This window comes from Vibrio sp. CJQ_6 (assembly GCF_043106745.1).
GTDB classification, from domain to species: Bacteria; Pseudomonadota; Gammaproteobacteria; order Enterobacterales; family Vibrionaceae; genus Vibrio; species Vibrio furnissii.
This window is the reverse complement of sequence record NZ_JBICMV010000019.1, coordinates 85,403-106,282: the sequence shown is the minus strand read 5'-3', so window position 1 is coordinate 106,282 and position 20,880 is coordinate 85,403. Positions and strand designations below refer to the sequence as shown.

At 52.0% G+C, this 20,880-nt stretch carries 18 protein-coding genes; all 18 read left to right on the top strand.

All coding sequences use genetic code 11. From position 1 onward, the window contains the following. Positions 1-3 precede the first annotated feature (3 nt). The 18 genes from ACF8PK_RS10765 to ACF8PK_RS10680 all read left to right on the top strand — a co-directional run bounded on the left by ACF8PK_RS10765 (position 4) and on the right by ACF8PK_RS10680 (position 20,872). Complete coding sequence (locus ACF8PK_RS10765) at positions 4-846, top strand: ExeA family protein (protein WP_238825532.1); 843 nt, start codon at positions 4-6, stop codon at positions 844-846. Next, the gene (locus tag ACF8PK_RS10760; protein WP_392441215.1) at positions 846-1,937 is read left to right on the top strand and encodes a tetratricopeptide repeat protein; all 1,092 of its coding nucleotides are present in this window, start codon (positions 846-848) and stop codon (positions 1,935-1,937) included. Before ACF8PK_RS10765 ends, ACF8PK_RS10760 begins: the two co-directional genes overlap by 1 nt. After that, the gene (locus ACF8PK_RS10755; RefSeq protein WP_014205860.1) at positions 1,927-3,651 is read left to right on the top strand and encodes a GspE/PulE family protein; all 1,725 of its coding nucleotides are present in this window, start codon (positions 1,927-1,929) and stop codon (positions 3,649-3,651) included. The genes ACF8PK_RS10760 and ACF8PK_RS10755 overlap by 11 nt, the downstream gene beginning before the upstream one ends. An 8-nt stretch (positions 3,652-3,659) precedes the next feature. Further along, positions 3,660-4,883, top strand: coding sequence for a type II secretion system F family protein (locus ACF8PK_RS10750; protein ID WP_004724065.1), 1,224 nt, complete (start codon positions 3,660-3,662; stop codon positions 4,881-4,883). Next, entirely contained in the window at positions 4,883-5,332 is a 450-nt protein-coding gene (locus ACF8PK_RS10745) for an MSHA biogenesis protein MshF (RefSeq protein WP_392441211.1), read from the top strand. The genes ACF8PK_RS10750 and ACF8PK_RS10745 overlap by 1 nt, the downstream gene beginning before the upstream one ends. A gap of 84 nt (positions 5,333-5,416) precedes the next feature. Then, positions 5,417-5,992 carry a prepilin-type N-terminal cleavage/methylation domain-containing protein gene (locus tag ACF8PK_RS10740; RefSeq protein WP_004724061.1) on the top strand — a complete coding sequence of 192 codons (576 nt, stop codon included), beginning with the start codon at positions 5,417-5,419 and terminating at the stop codon, positions 5,990-5,992. 34 nt (positions 5,993-6,026) lie between these two features. Further along, positions 6,027-6,506: a type II secretion system protein gene (locus ACF8PK_RS10735; protein ID WP_392441209.1), complete on the top strand. Its 480-nt coding sequence runs from the start codon at positions 6,027-6,029 to the stop codon at positions 6,504-6,506. Positions 6,507-6,632: 126 nt separating this feature from the next. Beyond that, positions 6,633-7,139, top strand: a complete 507-nt coding sequence (locus ACF8PK_RS10730) for a prepilin-type N-terminal cleavage/methylation domain-containing protein (RefSeq protein WP_392441207.1) — start codon at positions 6,633-6,635, stop codon at positions 7,137-7,139. Further along, on the top strand, positions 7,136-7,693 hold the full coding sequence (locus ACF8PK_RS10725) for a prepilin-type N-terminal cleavage/methylation domain-containing protein (protein WP_004724056.1): 558 nt from the start codon (positions 7,136-7,138) through the stop codon (positions 7,691-7,693). The genes ACF8PK_RS10730 and ACF8PK_RS10725 overlap by 4 nt, the downstream gene beginning before the upstream one ends. Next, on the top strand, positions 7,693-8,397 hold the full coding sequence (locus tag ACF8PK_RS10720) for a PilW family protein (RefSeq protein WP_014205855.1): 705 nt from the start codon (positions 7,693-7,695) through the stop codon (positions 8,395-8,397). The genes ACF8PK_RS10725 and ACF8PK_RS10720 overlap by 1 nt, the downstream gene beginning before the upstream one ends. Beyond that, positions 8,387-8,815, top strand: coding sequence for an MSHA biogenesis protein MshP (locus tag ACF8PK_RS10715; protein ID WP_392441205.1), 429 nt, complete (start codon positions 8,387-8,389; stop codon positions 8,813-8,815). The genes ACF8PK_RS10720 and ACF8PK_RS10715 overlap by 11 nt, the downstream gene beginning before the upstream one ends. A 61-nt stretch (positions 8,816-8,876) precedes the next feature. Next, positions 8,877-12,296: a DUF6701 domain-containing protein gene (locus ACF8PK_RS10710; protein WP_392441203.1), complete on the top strand. Its 3,420-nt coding sequence runs from the start codon at positions 8,877-8,879 to the stop codon at positions 12,294-12,296. 149 nt (positions 12,297-12,445) lie between these two features. Continuing rightward, entirely contained in the window at positions 12,446-13,489 is a 1,044-nt protein-coding gene (locus ACF8PK_RS10705; RefSeq protein WP_004724046.1) for a rod shape-determining protein, read from the top strand. Between the two features lie 55 nt (positions 13,490-13,544). Then, complete coding sequence (gene mreC / locus ACF8PK_RS10700) at positions 13,545-14,432, top strand: rod shape-determining protein MreC (protein ID WP_004724045.1); 888 nt, start codon at positions 13,545-13,547, stop codon at positions 14,430-14,432. Further along, positions 14,422-14,910, top strand: a complete 489-nt coding sequence (mreD, locus tag ACF8PK_RS10695; protein WP_004724042.1) for a rod shape-determining protein MreD — start codon at positions 14,422-14,424, stop codon at positions 14,908-14,910. The genes mreC and mreD overlap by 11 nt, the downstream gene beginning before the upstream one ends. A gap of 9 nt (positions 14,911-14,919) precedes the next feature. Next, positions 14,920-15,486 carry a nucleoside triphosphate pyrophosphatase gene (locus ACF8PK_RS10690; RefSeq protein WP_004724041.1) on the top strand — a complete coding sequence of 189 codons (567 nt, stop codon included), beginning with the start codon at positions 14,920-14,922 and terminating at the stop codon, positions 15,484-15,486. A gap of 23 nt (positions 15,487-15,509) precedes the next feature. Continuing rightward, on the top strand, positions 15,510-16,979 hold the full coding sequence (rng, locus tag ACF8PK_RS10685; protein ID WP_004724039.1) for a ribonuclease G: 1,470 nt from the start codon (positions 15,510-15,512) through the stop codon (positions 16,977-16,979). An 11-nt stretch (positions 16,980-16,990) separates the two neighbouring features. Continuing rightward, the gene (locus tag ACF8PK_RS10680) at positions 16,991-20,872 is read left to right on the top strand and encodes a YhdP family protein (protein WP_392441198.1); all 3,882 of its coding nucleotides are present in this window, start codon (positions 16,991-16,993) and stop codon (positions 20,870-20,872) included. Positions 20,873-20,880 lie beyond the last annotated feature (8 nt).

Below are 20,880 nucleotides of genomic sequence, written 5' to 3'. Positions count from 1 at the left end.
CGGATGTACTTGGAACACTTTGGCCTGACTCAGATGCCGTTTCATCTCACGCCGGATACGCGCCTGTTCCTTGGGCTTGCGCCGCATTTTGAAGCGATTCAAACGGTGGGGGCGGCGCTGTCCATGGGTGAAGGTGTGATCAAAATTACCGGTGAAGTCGGGACGGGAAAAACCATGGTATGTCGCATGTTGCTGACGCATTTAGCACAGGACATTGTGTTGCTCTATTTGCCTAATCCGGCACTCAACGGTGCAGAATTGCGTCGAGCCGTCGCGACCGAGTTGAAGCTCGACATCGCGGATGAGGGCGATTGGGTTGAGGGCATTCAGACTGAGCTGATGCGGTTGCATTTTGCGGGCAAACGGGTGATTGCCATGGTTGATGAAGCGCAAGCCTTGTCCGATGACGCGTTGGAAGTGCTGCGCTTGTTTGGCAACTTGGAAACTGAACAAGCCAAGTTGCTACAAATCGTCCTGATTGGTCAGCCTGAGCTCGATGTGCGGCTTGAACAACATCATTTGCGCCAGTTTCGTCAACGCATCACGTTTAGCGCGCACCTGCGCCCTTTAACGCTGAATGAAACAGTCGCTTACATCGACAACCGCCTTGAAAAATCGGGCGCGCAGCCGAGTTTGTTTAGTCTTCATCAGAAAAAGGCCCTGTGGCGCGCTTGTCGCGGGGTGCCGCGGTTGCTGAACCAAGTGTGTCATAAGTCGCTGCTGCTGGCGTATTACGCGCAGCAACCCCGAGTTCAGAATCAACAATTGTTTACTGCGGTGCACGATACGTTTGATACGTGCAAACCGAAATTTAAAACCCCGATGCTGTGGGGATGGAGTCACTGATGAGTGAGATCAACAAAGCGTTATCGCAGCTCGCAACACAACACCATGCGACGTTGGATCAAATCCAAGCCGCGAATGTCCCATCGGTGCGTCAGCGCCCGGCGTGGTTGTGGGCGGTGGGCGGCTTTGGGTTGAGTTTGGCGGTGGGCGGTTGGGCGGTGTCGCAACAAGCCCCGGTCAACGACATCACCACCTCCGTGAGCGTGCCCGTGGCGGTGCAAACCAGCATCGTATCACCCACGCAAAAAACAGCCGTTTCTCCGGTCGCTATTTATCAGCAACGGAACAATCATCAGCAACCTCAACATGATGTGCCAGCTCAACGGGTAGCGCCGCAGGAACCGTCATCCGTGCATGTCGCTGCTGCGTCGCAAACCGCGGCTGAGCATTCGTCGGAACCGCTGCTTCTTGCCAGTACGGCGAGTGCGCAGCCTGTAGAACATGCGGCGCTCACCTCAGCGGAGCCTGCACAAATTTCGATTGAGCAAGTGGAACTGACGCCACAACAGTTGGCGGAAAAGGCGGTGGTGCGCGCGAGCAAAGCGTTAGACAGCAACGATTTTCAATCCGCAGTGAGCGCTTACAGCGAGGCGCTGCGTTACACCCCAGAAAATGAACGCGTGCGCCAAAAACTGGCGGCGCTCTATTACGGCAAAGGCGATGTTCGCCGCGCGTTTGATCTACTGCAGGTCGGCATTGAGCTAAACCATGATGGCGAAACATTACGTATTGCGCTCGCGAAGTTGTTGATGAAAGAGAAACAAATCGAAGCCGCGTTATCGCCACTGGCCTATTTGCCGAATTCGGCATCGGTGGACTATTTGTCACTGCGCGCGGCGCTGGCACAAAAGAGCCAACACAACGACCTTGCGCTGGAAAGCTATCAACAACTGACGCAGCAAGACGCCAACAACGGGCGGTGGTGGTTGGGGCTGGCAATTCAGCAGGAACGCGCGTTTGAACTGCCACAGGCCAAACAATCGTATCAACAAGCGTTGTTGAAGGTGGGATTGTCCACGCAATCGCAAACCTTTATTCGCGACCGTCTGGCGGTGCTAGCCAGCCTAGAGGAGACCCAAAGTGCAAATTAAGCTTCGTAAACGCCTGGGTGACTTGCTGGTTGAAGAAGGCATTGTGACTGAGCAGCAGGTGGACCAAGCGCTGGTGGCTCAACGCCAAAGCGGCAGTAAACTGGGCAGCACGCTGATCGAACTTGGCTTTTTGACCGAGCAGCAAATGCTGAGTTTCTTGTCTCAGCAATTGTCGTTGCCGCTGATTGATTTGAGCCGCGCTCATGTCGATATCGACGCGGTGCCGTTGCTGCCGGAAGTGCATGCCCGTCGACTGCGAGCGTTGGTGATTGGCCGCCATGGCGACACACTGCGTGTGGCGATGAGTGATCCGGCGGATTTATTTGCCCAAGAATCATTGCTCAACCAACTGCCCAACAACAACTTTGAATTTGTCATTGCACCAGAAAAACAGCTGGTGGAAGGATTTGACCGCTATTATCGCCGCACGAAAGACATCGCGACGTTTGCCGAGCAACTGCATGCCGAGCATCAGGTCAATGATGCGTTTGACTTCTCCATCGGCGATGCCGATAGCGAAGAAGTCACCGTTGTTAAGTTGATCAACTCGTTGTTTGAAGATGCCATTCAGGTGGGCGCATCCGACATTCATATCGAGCCTGATGCCAACATGCTACGTTTGCGTCAGCGGATTGATGGGGTGTTGCATGAAACCTTGTTGAACGAAGTCAACATCGCGCCCGCATTGGTGCTGCGTCTGAAATTGATGGCGAATTTGGATATTTCCGAAAAACGTCTGCCTCAGGATGGGCGTTTTAACATTCGTGCTAAAGGCCAATCGGTGGACATTCGGATGTCGACCATGCCAGTGCAGCACGGTGAATCGGTGGTGATGCGTTTGCTCAACCAAACGTCGGGCGTGCGTAAGTTGGAAGAGGCGGGCATGCCCACGGATCTGTTGGTACGTTTTCGCCGCCAGTTGAAGCGCCCGCATGGCATGATCCTCGTCACCGGGCCAACCGGCTCGGGGAAAACCACATCGCTGTATGGCGCGTTGTCTGAGCTTAACACGCCGGGGAAAAAGATCATTACCGCAGAAGATCCGGTGGAATACCGCATCGAGCGAGTGAACCAAGTGCAAGTGAACTCAAAAATCGGCCTTGATTTCTCGACGCTGCTGCGCACCTTTTTGCGCCAAGACCCAGACATCATTTTGGTCGGCGAGATGCGCGATCAGGAAACGGTGGAAATTGGTCTGCGAGCGGCATTGACGGGTCACTTAGTGCTCTCGACCTTGCACACCAACGACGCGGTCGACAGTGCGCTGCGTTTAATCGACATGGGCGCGCCGGGGTATCTGGTTGCCAGTGCGGTTCGCGCAGTGGTGGCGCAGCGTTTGGTACGCAAAGTGTGCCCAGATTGCAAAACCGAAGACACGCTGGATGATGCGCGTCAGCAATGGTTGTCGGTGCGTTTCCCGAATCAGGTGCAGGCGAGTTTTTCCAAAGGTCGTGGGTGTCAGAACTGTAACCTGACGGGGTATCGCGGCCGTATTGGTGTGTTTGAAATGCTGGAATTGGAGCAGAACATGATGGACGCGCTGCGCGCCAACGATGCCGTTGGTTTTGCACAAGCGGCGCGTGCATCTGATGACTACAAGCCGTTGTTAGCATCCGCGATGGAACTGGCGCTGCAAGGGGTGGTAAGCCTTGATGAAGTGATGGCGCTGGGCGAAGGTGACGCTTCGGGTGTCGCACAAGCCATTTATCTGTAGGACAACGCATGCCAACGTATCACTACTCCGGACGGAATTTAGACGGCAGCAAAGCCAACGGCTCCATTGAGGCGCCGTCAGAAGACATCGCGGCGGAAAACTTGCTCCATAAAGGCGTGATTCCCACCTCGATTTCGCATGGCAAAGGGCAGGGCAAGGCTAGTGTTGATTGGCGTGCCTTGCTGGTGCCAGCGGTGCCCTTGGAAGTGTTGGTGATTTTTTGTCGTCAGTTGTACAGCTTGACCAAAGCCGGCGTGCCATTGCTGCGTTCGATGAAAGGGTTAACCCAAAACTGCGCCAACAAGCAACTGCAACACGCGTTGGAAGAGGTGTGTAGCGAACTGACGAATGGCCGAGGATTGTCGGCATCAATGCAGATGCATGCCGGTGTGTTTAGCCCGCTGTTTGTGTCGATGATCAACGTGGGTGAAAATACCGGTCGTTTGGATGAAGCGTTACTGCAACTGGCAAACTACTACGAACAAGAGCTGGAAACCCGCAAACGGATCAAAACCGCAATGCGGTATCCGACATTCGTGGTGAGTTTTATTGTGATTGCGATGTTTATTTTGAACGTCAAAGTGATCCCACAATTTGCCAGCATGTTTAACCGCTTTGGCGTAGAACTGCCACTGCCGACGCGCATCTTGATTGGCATGTCGAATTTCTTCGTCAATTACTGGATGGTGATGTTGGGCGCGATGGTGGCGCTGTTTTTTGCTTTTCGCGCCTGGCTCAATACTTCGTCAGGGCGAGAAAAGTGGGACAAAATTCGTCTGCGGATGCCGATTGTCGGCAACTTGGTGAATCGCGCTCAGTTGTCACGTTTTTCTCGCACGTTTTCTTTGATGTTGCGTGCGGGTGTGCCACTGAACCAATCGCTGGCGTTAGCGGCGGAAGCGCTGGACAACAAATTTTTGGAAGCGCGCTTACTGGAGATGAAAGCGGCGATTGAAGCGGGCAGCAGTATCTCTGCAACAGCGATCAACACCGGTATTTTTACACCGCTGGTGATTCAAATGATCGCGGTGGGCGAAGAGACCGGTCGAATTGATGAACTGCTGCTGGAAGTGTCGGATTTCTATGATCGCGAAGTGGATTACGATCTGAAAACTCTGACCGCGCGTATTGAACCGATTTTGTTGGTGATCGTGGCAGGCATGGTGCTGGTGTTGGCTTTGGGGATTTTCCTGCCGATGTGGGGCATGCTCGATGCGATCAAAGGGCAGTGATGATGGGGGCTGAACGCTCGCGTTTGATCCTCTGGGCATTGGTGGTGTTGAGCCTGATTGCCGTTTTGCTGATGGCGTGGCAGCCGATTAATCGGGAGCTGGATGCCACCGCGATGGCGGTGGCAAATCAACGTATCATTGAGCGCGCAAATGTCTACAAGCAAGAATGGTTGCTGCGGGGAAGCCCTGATGAAATGGCGTTTGATGGACAACGATTGACGTTCTCGCCGACGGGATGGGTGTTCCCTCGACAAGATGACAATATTGATTGTGGCCGCTTGTTGCAGTGGCTTTACCCGGATGAAAAAATTCTCAATATTGCGCCGATGATTCATGGTGAAAATCTAAGCGATGGTTACATGTGTTATTTCGATTTTTACGCACATCATTCAATCAAAATTATTTTACAAAACAATAGGTTTACATCGTCCGTCATCCCTTCGACGTAATCCAATTATTTGACGATCAGCAGATGTTTGTTCGCAAGGTTCCGCTTATAATAGGCAGCGTTAATGAATGTGGTAGGATGTGAGATGTACAAAAAACAGTCGGGCTTTTCCCTTGTGGAATTGGTGATCGTGATTGTGGTCGTCGGCCTGTTGGCGGTGGCGGCATTACCGCGTTTTCTGGATGTGACCGACGAAGCTAAAAAAGCCAGTATTGAAGGTGTCGCAGGTGGTTATGCAACTGGTATACTATCTGCGCGAGCGCAATGGGAGGCGAAAGCACGTCCTTCCGTGGTAGTCGGCGCCGAGCGCTACAACACCGTGAATTATGACGGCGTTGATTTTTGGCTGACGCGTTCTCAGGATAGCAGCGGAGCGGATACGGATTTTCGCGATGGGTATCCGGTTGCGCTCAATCGCGACAACGCAAGTTTTCCGAGCAGTTTGAGTGATCAAAACTGCATCGATTTAATGGAAAATCTGCTGCAAAACCCACCGGCGGTTGATACGGTGAGCAATGCCAGCAGCAATTCCAATATCAAGTATTCTGCTCAGGCGGATGGGGGCAACTGGACGTGCACGTATGTGCAGCAGGAAGGGAAAAGCGCTCACCAGTTTGTGTATGAAGTAAAGACGGGCCGTGTCACGGTCACATTGCAATAATTCATTATATGTTGAGCTAAGAGAGAGAGTCATAATGAAAAAACAAGGCGGTTTTACCCTTATCGAATTGGTAGTGGTTATCGTAATTCTGGGTATTCTCGCAGTGACTGCGGCCCCACGTTTCCTTAACCTGCAAGGTGATGCTCGATCTGCATCATTGCAAGGTTTGCAAGGTGCGATGAAAGGTGCAGCGGGAATCGTGTATGGTAAGTCTGCCATTCAAGGTATTGAGAAAAGTGAATCAGGCAGTATTTCTGTTGATGGCAAGACTGTCGATGTTGTGTATGGTTACCCAGCAGCGACTACTTCTGGTATCGGCGAAGCGATGGAACTAGATACAACAACAGAATGGACGTTGTCTGCAGAATCAAATACCACATTAGTTGCAACATTTTTTAGTAGCTCTGTAAGTGGTGCAACAGCGATCAAGAACACCAACTGTTACTTGACCTATACTCAAGCGGCTTCATCTTCAGCTACACCATCAGTCGTTCTAACCAAAACTGGTTGTTAAGACTAAATAAAGGCCAGCGTTGCTGGCCTTTATGCTCTGTCAGATTAGACTGAAGTTCGCCCATGGCCTGTTGCTTGGTGGGCGAGTTGGTTACACTCCTTTTCCTTCTTTCGAGCCGAGATAGCGATGCGAGCATACACACGAAAAGCAGGCGGTTTCACCTTAGTCGAGCTGATTGTCGTGATTGTGCTGGTCGCCATTTTGTCGGCTTACGCCGCCAGCCGCTTTATCGGTGTGTCCAGTTTTTCCGCATTCGCTGCTCAAGAGCAGGCCATCTCGATCATTCGCCAGATTCAAGTGAGCCGCATGCAATCAAATTTGTCGGACACCGCATTGTCGGCGGTTGCCGATGCCGACAACTATTTCACCCTCGCCATCACGGCAAGTTGTCTCGGCTCCGTGTCGGCATGCAGCGCTGCGAATGACGACAGCCGCAGCGATGTGCTGCGCGGCAACAATCTAGCCTTCTCTTCCTCCGTGACACTGAGCAATCAGCGCGTGCAGTTTAACTTACTGGGCAACCCCCAAGGTAACGTTGCCGCCGGAGTGACGGTGACCATTTCAGCGCCCGACAGCTCCGCTGCGGTGTGCATCAACGCGCAAGGTTACGTCGCAAGAGGCGCCTGCTTATGAAGCGAATTACCGGCTTTACCTTAGTCGAAAGCATTATCGCCATGGTGATCCTTGGGCTGGCGATGGTGGTGCTGATTAGCTTCTTGTATCCCCAAGTGGAACGCTCTGCGACGCCTCATTACCAAACGCGCGCTGCCCATTTGGGCCAAAGCTTGATGAGCCAGATTTTGGCGCGTGGGTTTGATGACAACAGTGATTTTGATGGCGGCGCCATTCGGTGTGGTGAAGCGTCAACAACGTGTTCATCGGTGCTTGGGCCTGAGGGAGAAAGCTCTCCCGCCCAGTTTAATGATGTCGATGATTATATCGGCTGCTGGTACGGCGACCGTGCCGCTGATTGTGGTTCAGTCACCCGTACGCAGTCATTAACCAATATTTTGGGCGAAAATATCGCACCGAATTACCGCCATTTCACCGTGTTCGTTGACGTCACCTATGTGAATAGCGATTTTCAACCGGTGACCTCGATCACCGACATGAAACGAGTTGAGCTGGTGGTGGATACTGGTCGTTACGGCCGCTATTCCTTCGTTGCCTATCGAGGGAATTACTGATGCGTACTCGTGGCTTTACCCTGATTGAAATGATCCTCACCATCATTGTCGGTTCCATTTTAGTGCTTGGCATCGCTGGGTTTGTCGAGTTGGGCAGCCGTGGTTACGCCGATACCGTGGCTCGTCAGCGCATTCAAACCCAGGCGACATTTGTGTTGGAGAAGATGACGCGTGAACTGCGCCACGCGGTACCCAACAGCATTGCGATTTCTGTCGATACCAGCTCACAACAATGTGTGTCGTTTTATCCTATTGTTTATTCAGGCTTCTATGCGCTAAATACCGCCGATGACAAGCAGTTGTCGTTTATTGTGGGTAACCTGTCTGGCAGTACCGACGCACTGAATTTTGATGGGCTGACGATGATCATCAACCCCAGCAATCAGGACGAATTGACGTCTAGTGCGGCGATTGCCATGAGTGGCAGTGACAAAACCATCACGTTAAGCACGCCATTGGCGAGTCAATCGGTGGCGCAGCGCTTTTACATTTATCAACATCGGGTGGAGTATTGCCTCAATTATGGCGCGAGCACTATCACGCGGAATTTGATCCAGGTTGCGGACAGTGTGTCGTCGGGGGCGTTTAATTATGACGAGCCGACGCTACAACGGGGTGGGGTGGTGCATTTATCTCTGGCGTTTGCGCAAAACGGAGAGGTGAGTGAGTTTGAACAAGATGTGCAGGTGCTGAATGTTCCCTAAAATCAAAAAACAAGCGGGTAATCTGTACATCGTGGTGATTTTTGTCATCGTGGTGATGGGCTTTCTTGCTGCCGCGTTGGGGCGGATGGAATGGTCGAATCAAGATGCGTTGTCTCGTGACCTTCTGGGCACCAAAGCGTGGTTTGCTGCACATTCCTTAAATGAGTTGGCACTCACGCAGCTCTATCCGGTGGGGACGTCGTCTGCTGTGAGTACGACCTGTGAAAGTCATTGGAATGCTGTGCAAAATGCAGCAACGCGTTTGATTGCGCAATATGCGGGGTGTTCTGAGTCGATCACCTGCGATTCGCTCGGCACGTTAAATGATGAGGATGTGTTTAAAGTGGAAAGTCGCGTGGTGTGCGGCTCTGGGCGCTACCAAGTCGAACGTGTTCAAGAAGTGTTGGTCAAGGAGTAACGTGATGAGCCAATGTTGCCGTGTTTTATTCGTGCTTCTCGGGGCTTTGTTGTGGTCTTCGATGAGCTATGCTGCATACGATGCTGCGACGTGCGATAACTTAACCTCGACAAGCGATTTCGGGATTAATTTTTCAATCGATCGTGCCAATCTCAAAGAAACCGTCAATGCGCTAAAGGGGGTCGGCAGTGACACCAAAGCCACGGTACCTTTGTGGAGCAATGACAGTACCGTGTCCTCTCCTGTAATTCGCGATGGCATCACTCAGGAAAACGGCAGCTATGAAGTGTGGCTTAAATATGAAGCGAGTAACGATACAAACAAGACTGGGCTGTTGAGTTACTACTTGCTGATTGATGGACAGTGGAAATTGATCACGGCAGATCAAGAGGCTGATTTACGAGATCTAAAATCAGTCCATGTCAAAGTCACCCATGTTGGCGTCAATGAAATGGCTTGCGGAAATACCGCAACGCCACCTCCGATTACACCCACTTTCGATAAATGTGAATACTTTCCCGGTCCACTGCAAGGGAACCGGTATAGCGCGCAAAAACCTTGGGCAAGCACGTTGAGTATTTCTGGGGGCTCTGGGAAAGGAAATCGGATTTATCTCGACAATGGCTATGTCATTCCTTTTGCGACGTTGCAATTTGACTCCAATAATCCAAATAACAACCCGGGAGAGGGAAACGGCTGTGTTTACGGCGGTTCGGCACCGGATAGCAGTACAACGCCAACGATGTGTACGATTGATTCTGAGGCGATTGTTTTTGGAGGTAATCCCCCTCTTCCAAAAACATTTACCACGAATGGGCAGGCCATTACTGTTCCAGACAACAATGCCAATTCACCAATGGTGTTAAATGCAGGTGAGTACAAATCGATCACTTTCGGAATGAATGGTAGTACGCTGATGCTGAGTGCCGGTGAATATTGGGTTGAGGCGTTAAATCTGAACAACAACAATGCTCAACTGAAAGTGAATGGCAAAGTCATACTTCATTACAATACGATATCTGTCTCGGGAAACTCGATTCAAATCAATGCTCAGGGCAGTGCGGACGATCTGAACATCATTGGTCATGGTGAAAGTTCGAGTCTTATTCTCAATAATGCCAACGACTTTACCGTCACTGCAAACTGGTATATTTCACCTGAAGTTTCAGCATCAGGAATCGATGCGAATAACGTTGCACGCTTCCATTACACGGGGGCAATTAGTACGCCATTTTTGTATTTTCGGGCTTCAGATGAAAGTTGGATCAATGCGACTGGTATTAATTCGTGTGATACCTCTCCGCCAGACAGTGATTATCAATTGGTGCTCCAACCCGCGGAAGCCTACGCGCTCATTTGCGAAGATCAACGGCTCGAGTTTCAGGTGGTGGATAACAATAACCAAGCAACGGGCGATTTTACCGGAACGATTTCAGTAAGCCCTGCCTCTGCTAGCCTTGCCTTGGTTCAAGGAAAAGGGTCGGGCAGCAATGGGAGCTACACGGCCAATGCAAATGGGGAATTGTGGTTTGATTTAAGTGCCAGCGCGAGTCAAACCGTCACGATTACTGGTACTCTGAACCCACAAGGCGACAGCGATTCGGTGTCCGGCACGTATCATTTTGTGCCCTACAAGCTTGCGGCGGACGATCAATATGTGATTGCCAATAAACCGCAAACAATCGAGCTGAAAGCGTTGGCGTGTAATGATAACGGCGGCGTGGTGGATATCAACTACGCGGGCACCCCGACGATCCAATCGGATTGGGTGGCGCCCACCTCGGGAGTGGGAAGCCTGACGTTTGCACCAAGCTTTACTCAGGGAGTTGCCAGCAGTGAGCTGACGATGGAAGATTCTGGCATTCAAACCGTTACCATGACCGACAAGGACTTTGATTGTTCAGGGTTGAGTGAGTGTCCGGTGGAAGGCTCCGGAACGTTGCAAGGCAGTTTTACTGTCTACTCACGCCCATGGACGTTCGCGATCTGTTCACCCGATAACAATGCGATGGATGGCAATATTACCGATGCTGCGAGCGAAAAATTTACCGCTGCCGGGAATACCTTTGCGCTCAATATTCGCCCACTGCGTTGGGTCAGCAGTTCCGGTGACGACAGCTCGCCGCAAGCGGGTGGCAGCGCGATTGAAACGTCGGCCTACTGCACTTCAGCCGTGACGCAAAACTTCTTTTCGGATCAGAGTCAATTAGCGGCGTTAGTTGTGCTCAGTCATCAGGTGGCGCAACCGGATAATGGCAATGATGGCACGTTCAATGGCACGCTTGAACAACTCAACACCACGGGGGGCAATAGTGAGTACTTGCCGTTTTCGGGGTTGAGCTGGAGCGAAGTGGGTGTACTGCGCGTGAACGCGGATATCAGCGGTACCTATTTGGAGATGAAGGTGAATCAGGGCTACCGCGAGATCGGCCGTTTTTCGCCTGATCATCTCGCATTGATCAGCAATGATTGGGACTATGCGGATGGTCACACGGGTTTTGTGTACATGAATCAAACCATTCCTTACCAGTTCATCGTCGAAGCGCAGAATTTACAAAATGAAGCCACGACCAACTACAGTGCTTTTTCTGAAGCCTTGATTGCCGATATCAAATTGCTGGCGGTTGACAGCCAGGGAGAAGAGCTGGGCGATCGCATTCAAGATTACGATCTGCAATTTTGGGATGGCTCGGGCGTTGGTGCTTGGTCGGGGGCGTTGTTCTCCCTGAGCAGCAATAATGCGTTTACGTTCTTAAAACAACAGCAATCGGCGTCGCCTTATACCACCAGTGTCGATGGTCCTTATCAAAGCGGATTTGGCTTGCGTGTGACCGATAAAGTCGACGGGGTCGATTTTGCGTCGGCAGATTTAGATTTGAATGCATCATCGACGCTGCTCGACACCGGAAAGGCCTTTGCCACTCAGCCGGACATTCGATACGGCCGTATGGCGCTGAAAGATGTGGGCGGTACGTCCGTAAGTACGATTAACATTCCTTTGCGCGTAGAGTATTGGCAGGGCAGTCGCTTTGTGACCAACAGCGATGACTCGGGATCACACTTTGCCACGCCGGAGGACTACATTTGTCGCCAAACCGTTTGGTCGCAAGTCAGCAGTAGCGCAAATGCCACTTTGTCGGGGTCGGATACATCGTCCAACTGGACAAAAGTGGCCTCCGGGCAAAGCTCAAAGCTGTTTGCGAAGCCAGCGAGTTCGGATGAATCAGTGAATGATCGCCAACAGATCCGCTTTTGGTTGCGTCTCGATGATGACACGAGCAATGCCAGTGACGACACGCGTTCACCGCAAGTGGGCGAAACCGGGGTGACTTGCGGGGCGCAATATACCGCTCAACCTTGGTTGCAGTACAACTGGCGTGACAAAGGGGATGAGGATCCGTCGGCCGTGGTCACTTTTGGGATTCATCGTGGTAATGACAAAGTGATTTTCCGTGGGGAAACCCGCCTGACCGGACAATGATTCGCAGTTTTTTCTAACTCAGGTTAGGAATCTGTTAGAAATTGCGTGTTTCAGTCCATGTTTATACGTCAATGCCTTGCTGTGATCGCAAGGCATTGGTACATTTAGAGCAATTTTCATCTTCATATCTTGCAGGACGAGCGAAGAATATGTTCAAAAAACTTCGTGGCATGTTTTCAAACGACCTATCTATCGATTTAGGTACAGCCAACACTCTTATTTACGTCAAAGGACAGGGCATTGTTCTTGACGAGCCTTCCGTAGTCGCTATTCGCCAAGACAAAGGCCGTGGCGGAAAAACCGTTGCCGCCGTCGGTCACGCGGCGAAACAAATGTTAGGTCGTACGCCGGGCAATATTTCTGCCATTCGTCCGATGAAAGACGGCGTGATTGCTGACTTCTATGTGACTGAAAAAATGTTGCAGCATTTTATCCGCAGCGTGCATGACAACAGCATTCTGAAACCAAGCCCACGTGTACTGGTGTGTGTGCCTTGTGGTTCCACACAAGTTGAGCGCCGTGCGATTCGTGAATCGGCACTGGGTGCGGGTGCACGTGAAGTGTATTTGATCGACGAGCCAATGGCCGCGGCGATCGGTGCTGGCCTGCGCGTTTCAGAACCGACCGGTTCGATGGTGGTCGATATCGGTGGTGGTACCACAGAAGTGGCGGTGATCTCCCTGAACGGCGTGGTGTATTCATCGTCTGTGCGTATCGGTGGTGACCGTTTTGATGAAGCGATCATCAATTACGTGCGTCGTAACTACGGCAGCTTGATCGGTGAAGCCACCGCAGAAAAGATCAAACACGAAATTGGTTCCGCTTACCCTGGCGATGAAGTTCAGGAGATCGAAGTTCGTGGTCGCAACCTTGCTGAAGGTGTGCCGCGCAGCTTTACGCTGAACTCCAATGAAATTCTTGAAGCGCTACAAGAGCCACTGACGGGCATAGTGTCCGCGGTGATGGTTGCGCTGGAACAGTGCCCACCAGAACTGGCTTCGGATATTTCAGAAAACGGCATGGTCCTGACGGGCGGTGGCGCCCTGCTGAAAGATCTGGATCGTCTGCTGACGGAAGAGACCGGCATTCCGGTGGTGATCGCTGAAGATCCACTGACCTGTGTGGCTCGTGGCGGCGGTAAAGCTCTTGAAATGATCGACATGCATGGTGGTGACCTCTTTACCGACGAGTAATGGCTTGTCAGGCGCTCGTAAGAGCGCCCGAATACAACTCTAGGATTGTTATAAGATGAAGCCAATATTTGGTCGTGGACCATCTCTTCAACTGCGTCTGTTTTTCGCGGTCATTTTATCAGCCAGCCTCATGCTGGCTGATAGTCGTTTAGGCGCATTCACTCATGTGCGTTTTTTACTCAATAGCTTAGTGGCCCCCATTCAGTATGCTGCCGACCTGCCGCGCAGCATGTTTGATGGTTTCTACGAAAACTTCAATTCCCGTCAGCAGTTGATGGAGTCGAACCGCGCACTCAAACGGGATGTGCTGACGCTGAAAAGTGATTTGATCTTGTTGGATCAATATCGCGAAGAAAACCAGCGTTTGCGAAAGCTGTTGGGCTCGTCGTTCGTCCGTGATGAAAAGAAAGTGGTGACCGAAGTGATGGCGGTGGACACATCGCCTTATCGCCATCAGGTAGTGATCGATAAAGGTCGCATTGATGGCGTGTACGAAGGGCAGCCGGTGATCAACGAAAAAGGCATTGTCGGCCAAGTCACGTTCGTGGCGGCGCATAACAGCCGCGTGCTGTTGCTGATTGACCCTAACAACGCCATTCCGGTACAAAACATTCGTAACGACATTCGCGTGATTGCTTCTGGCAATGGGCAGACGGATGAAATCCAACTCGAACACATCGCAACCAGCACCGACATTGAAGTCGGCGACATGCTGGTGACTTCGGGCCTTGGCGGCGTGTACCCAGAAGGGTATCCGGTGGCTTACATTTCCGAAGTCGATAAAGACACTCGTCGCGAATTCGCGGCCATTAAAGCCACACCAGTGGTGGACTTTGACCGTCTGCGTTATCTGCTGCTGATCTGGCCGAATGAAGATCGGCAACAAAAAGCGATGAGTGCGGAAAATCAACCAATGACTGGGGATGTCAGCAATGGCCAATAATGATTGGGCCGGCCGTTTGGTTATCTGGGCCTCCTTCTTTTTCGCGTTAGTCTTGCAAACCATTCCTTGGCCGGGCTCCCTCGATTTACTGCGCCCGTCTTGGTTGCTGTTGGTGACCTGTTACTGGGTGCTGGCGCTGCCGCATCGTGTCAATGTCGGGACGGCGCTGGTCATGGGTTTGCTGTGGGATTTGCTGCTCGGGTCGACGCTCGGCATTCGCGGCATGATGATGGCGATTGTGGTCTACATCGTGGCGATGAACTTTTTGGTGCTGCGCAACATGGCGTTGTGGCAGCAAGCGATCGTGATTGCGTTGTTGTCGATGGCACTCGAAGTGCTGATCTTCTTCGGCGAATATTTGATTCAAGATGTGACATTCAATCCTTTATCACTCTGGAGTGGCTTGATTAGCTGTATACTTTGGCCATGGATGTTTTTATTGCTGCGTCGTGTACGGCGCCACTGGCACGTGAAATGATGGCCGACCATGACTAACCGAAAACTGATCCTGGCATCGGGTTCGCCTCGCCGCCGGGAATTACTGTCGCAACTGGGGTATTCATTCGAGGTTCTGGTGCCCAATGTGGAGGAATCCCAGCAAAGTGACGAAAACGCAGCGCAGTACGTCGAACGTTTATCACGGGATAAAGCGTTGGCAGGGTTGGCTCTCGCCAATGCCGATGTGGTGGTGATCGGTTCAGATACCATCGTGGTTCAAGACGGGCTGGTACTGGAAAAACCGCGCGATTTTGCAGATGCCGAGCGCATGCTGCAACACTTGTCGGGCCAGCGTCATCAGGTCATGACGGCTGTGACCGTTGCGACACAACAACATTCTCGCTCTGTGGTGGTGACCACGGAGGTGTGGTTCAAGGCCTTGTCACAACAAGAAATCGAACAATATTGGCAAAGCGGCGAACCTTGCGATAAAGCTGGCAGTTATGGCATTCAAGGATTGGGTGGACGATTTGTAACAAGAATTGAAGGTAGCTACTACGCTGTGGTTGGGCTACCCCTCTATGAAACTGACCAGCTCTTGCACGAATTCTTATAATTTAAAACTATTGAGGTGCGCTCATGAGTGCAGAGTTGCTCTTAAACGTCACGCCGAGCGAAACTCGCGTGGCGATGATTGAAGGCGGTGTCCTTCAAGAAATCCATATCGAACGTGAAGCAAAACGGGGCATTGTTGGCAATATCTACAAAGGTAAAGTCAGCCGTGTCCTACCGGGAATGCAAGCCGCCTTTGTCGACATCGGGCTTGATAAAGCGGCATTCCTGCATGCCTCCGACATCGTTCCTCACACTGAATGTGTGGCGGAAACTGAAAAACAGCAGTTCCAAGTGCGCGATATTTCTGAGCTGGTTCGCCAAGGGCAGGATATCGTGGTGCAAGTGGTGAAAGATCCACTCGGCACCAAAGGCGCACGTTTGACCACCGACATCACACTGCCTTCCCGTTACTTGGTGTACATGCCAGGGGCGAGTCATGTGGGCGTGTCGCAACGGATTGAAAGCGAAGCCGAGCGCGAGCGTCTGAAAAATGTGGTGGCGCATTATTGCGATGAGCATGGCGGCTTTATCATTCGCACGGCGGCTGAAGCGGCGAAAGAGCAAGAACTGTCACAAGATGCCGCGTTCTTAAAGCGCTTGTGGGGCAAAGTGATGGAGCGCCGCGAGAAATACAAAAACCGTTCAACCTTGTATGGTGAATTGGGGCTCGCGCAACGTATTTTACGTGATTTCGTCGGTACCGATTTGACCAAAATTTTGGTCGATTCACGGCTGGAATACGAAAACTTGTTGGAATTTACCTCCGAGTTTGTGCCGGAGTTAACCGACAAGCTGGAGCTGTACGAAGGCGACAAACCGATTTTTGATATGTACGACACCGAAAATGAGATTCAACGTTCGCTAGAACGTAAAGTGGAACTCAAATCCGGTGGCTACCTGATCATCGATCAAACGGAAGCCATGACCACCATTGACATCAACACCGGTGCCTTTGTAGGTCGTCGTAATCTGGAAGAAACCATCTTCAACACCAACATCGAAGCGACACAAGCGATCGCGCGTCAACTGCGTCTGCGCAACTTGGGCGGCATCATCATTATCGATTTCATCGATATGCTGTCGGAAGAACATCGTAAGCGAGTACTAACTTCACTGGATGCCGCGCTGAACAAAGATCGCGTCAAAACCAACATCAATGGCTTCACGCAACTGGGTTTGGTGGAGATGACGCGTAAACGCACGCGCGAAAGTATTGAACATGTGCTGTGTTCGACCTGTCCAACCTGTGAAGGGCGTGGCAGTGTCAAAACGGTGGAAACGGTGTGCTTTGAAATTCTGCGTGAAATTACACGTGTCAACCGCGCTTACGATGCCGACCAGTTTGTGGTGTATGCATCGCCTGCCGTGGCGGAAACGCTGCAAGGCGATGAATCGCATTCGCTGGCAGAGCTGGAAGTCTTTATCGGCAAGGAAGTACGTATTCAGGCAGAGCCTTTGTATGTGCAAGAGCAATTTGACGTCGTGATGATGTAATAGGACAACGGGTGATCTCAACCTTAACTCGCCTTGGGCGGATTGTACTGTGGCTGCTGGTCAGCTGTTTGGTTTTGTTGGCGATAGCCATCACGGCGCTGCGCGTGCTGTTGCCGGAGATGAACCGCTTCAAGGACGAGATTCAAGACTGGGTGAGCGAACAGAGCCACATTCAGTTTGTGATCACCGATGTGCGTGGCTTTTGGCGTAACACGCACCCGTCCTTGGCGCTGCAAGGGGTTCAAGCCAATTTGCCCGATGGCAGCCAAATCCAGTTCGATACCGGACGGATTGATGTTGAATTCGATCTGGTGCAGAGCGTGCTCCAGCGCCAACCGGTGATCGCCAACCTCATCATTCACCAACTCAAACTCGATATTCGCTCCATTGACTGGACGCGTCTCAACCAAACCGATGGCCAGTCCAGTCAAGCCAACACGCAGGGCAAGATTCTGCGTCGTCTTGATGATCTGTTCCTGCGTCAGCTAGACGACTTTACGGTGCAGGACTCGACCATTCTTTATCAAACGCTGGCCGGCGACATGCGCCAGTTGAACATCGAAAAACTGCACTGGAAGAATCAAGGCGCTCGCCACTTTGCCGATGGTGAAATCAGTATCGCCGATACGGAAATTAACTCTTTGCAAGTGAGTGCTAACTTCGAAGATCACGGTTCGCTGCAGGATATTTCGGGCAATTTCTACCTCAGTGCCGACAAGCTGCGCGTTCGCCCGTGGCTCACCCGCTATTTGACCGACGAAACGGGCATCGAGCGCGGCGTGGTCAGCTTTAATGCGTGGATGACGCTGAAAAACAGCCAACCGGTGGATGGCTATGTCGAACTCAAACCCTCGGAATTGGCGTGGCAAAGCGATGAACGTCATGAGTTGCTGCTTGAATCCGGCATTGTCCAGCTTTCACCGACTGAAAAGGGCTGGCAGGTGAATGCGCACTCACTCAAATTGCGCACAGACGACACGCCGTGGCCGGAAGTGGACGTGGCGCTCGACTGGCAACCGGAGCAATGGCGTCTGAACGTCTCGCAACTCGACATTCAAGCGCTGCTGCCGCTGATGAAGTTGGTGCCTGAATCGAAGCAAACCAATCAACTGCTGAGCGAATTGAACCCCAGCGGTTTGGTGGAAGATTTACGCATCGCCCAAGGGGCACATCAAGCGCCGCTGCGCTACTCCGCCACGGTGACGGATGCAGGCATTTCGCAATGGGAACTGTTGCCGGAAGTGCATCATTTGCAGGCGCGCATTTCGGGTACACCGACGAAAGCGCTCATTAACGCCTCGTTGATTGATGACACGTTGCCGTATGGCGATGTGTTCCAAGCGCCGCTCAATATTCGCCAAGGGCAAGTGGATTTGGTGTGGCAAAGCGATGACGCAGGTTGGTCATTGTGGGCGGACAAAGTCACGGCAGCAACGCCGGATCTGCAAGTGCTGGGCGCGTTTCGTCTCGATTTCCCGAATGACAAAAGTCCATTTTTGTCATTCTATGCCGAAGCGGATGCTTACAACGCCGGTGAAACGTGGCGTTATCTGCCGACGCTGGCATTGGGCCACGACCTGACCGATTACCTCTCCACCGCGATTCAGGGCGGGAAAGTCACGACCGCGAAGCTGGTGTGGTACGGCGAATTGGATCATTTCCCGTATCAACATCACAATGGCATTTTTCAAGCGTGGGTCGGGCTCAAAGAGGGCAAATTCAGTTTTGATACCGCGTGGCCGGCGATCACGGACATGCAGTTAGATTTACTGTTTGAAAATGATGCCATGTATCTCGATTCCCATGCCGCGACCTTGATGGATGTGAAAGCGACGCGCATCACTGGCCGAATTCCCGAGCTGGCGCCTGAGGGTCACATTGAAATTGAAGCGACTGCGGTTGCCCAAGGCAATGCGGTGCGCGACTACATGACCGCCACACCGCTGGTGGATTCCGTGGGGGCGGCGTTAACCGCGATTCAAGTCAGCGGCGAAGTGAATTCCGAATTCCGGCTCAATATTCCTTTTACCACCGATAAAGAGCCACGCGCTTGGGGTTGGGCGGATCTCAAACGCAACCATGTTGAGATTGATGCGCCGCCCATGGTGCTCGATTCAGTGTCGGGACGCATTCAGTTTGATAACGATGTGGTGACGGCTGCCGGGTTGTCGGCTCAATTGCTCAAACAACCGATCTCATTTGATTTCAAAGGCGAAAACGCCCAACAAGGGTATGCGGTCAATATTGATTTGGTCGGCGATTGGGACATCAAACCGCTCACGCCTTATGTAGGCGAGCGTTGGTTAAGCCGCCTGCAAGGTCACGCGCCGTGGCAAATGGGCGTGGATATTCAGCTCAATGATGTCGGCTTTACCTACCAGATTGATGCGCAAGCAAACCTGAACCGCGTGGCCAGTCGTTACCCGTATCCGTTGTCGAAAGCACTCAATACGCCGGGCAGAGCCCGTTTGCAAGCGTCAGGTAATCAGGAAGCGATTACCGCGCGTCTGCAACTGCCGAATGCCAAATATCAGGCTGAAATTGACATCACCAAAGCGACGCCGGTCTTGACGGCGACGAACGTGGTGCTGGGGCAAGGCAGCTTTAAGATTAGCCCCGTGGTGGGCCATCACGCGCAGATTCGAACGGATAAGCTCAATCTCGATGACTGGTTGGCTCTGGCCAATGAAACGCCACAGACCAAAGCGAATCAACAAGCGGCGTTGGCGACGCTCAATACGCCGGAAATTCCTATGCCACAGCGGGTCGATCTGAAAGTGAAGGATCTGACGTTGGCCGGTTTGGAATGGCACGATGTGAACTTTAACGCACGCGAGAAAAATCTCGGTTGGCTGTTGAACCTCGACAGTCAGGAAATCAAAGGCCAAGCGAACTATATTGAACCGTATGATCTGTCGGTCTCTTTAGAGCGTCTGCATGTCTACCTTCCGGAGCTTGATAACCAAGACGCCAAAGCGCCGCTGGTGGATGTTGAGAAACAAAATACCCCATTGATCTCGGATTTTGATCGTCAATTCCACGCGATGATGCCGAATCTCACCTTGGTGATCGATGATTTTTGGTTGCAGGGATATAAGATCGGCAAGCTCAATATGGATCTTGAACGCCATGACAAGACGCTGATGTGGAAGCGCATCGATGTGGCGAGCGGCACCAATCAAGTACACATTAACGGCAGTTGGACGTTGACCGATACCACCAGTCATACCGAAATGAATCTGGACATGAAAGGCGACAACAACAGCGATCTGATGGAGCGCTTTGGTATCAGCTCCGGGATTCAGAAAGCCCCCTTTGAGATGTCGAGTCGCACACAATGGGACGGTGCACCGTGGTCGATGAAGGTCAACACCTTGCAGGGCAACCTAGAAACCAAGTTGGGGAAAGGCGTGATCTCCAACGTCAGCGGTGCCGCGCGTTTGCTGGGGCTGTTTAGTCTGGATTCGATCATTCGCAAGATGCAGCTCGACTTTAGTGACGTGTTTGATAAAGGGATGGCGTTTAACTCGATTACCGGCAGTGGCGAGATTTCTCAAGGTGTCTTTCTGACCAACAACATCAAAATGGATGCGGTGGCCGGTGAAATGACGATCAAAGGATTGGCGGATCTCAATACCCGCATGGTCGACGCGGAAGTGAATTTCGTGCCGGACATTACCTCCGGCATTCCGGTCTTGACCGCGTTTGCCGTCACGCCAGCCACGGCGCTGTATGTGCTGGCGGTGACCACAGTGATTTCGCCAGTGGTCGAGATCTTTACGCAGGTCAATTATGAAGTGAAAGGTCCGCTGGATTCGCCGACGGTGAAAGAGCTGTCGCGTAGCAAAGGTGAATTCAAGTTACCGAAAAAACTCAGAAAGCTGGTTGAATAAGGATAAAC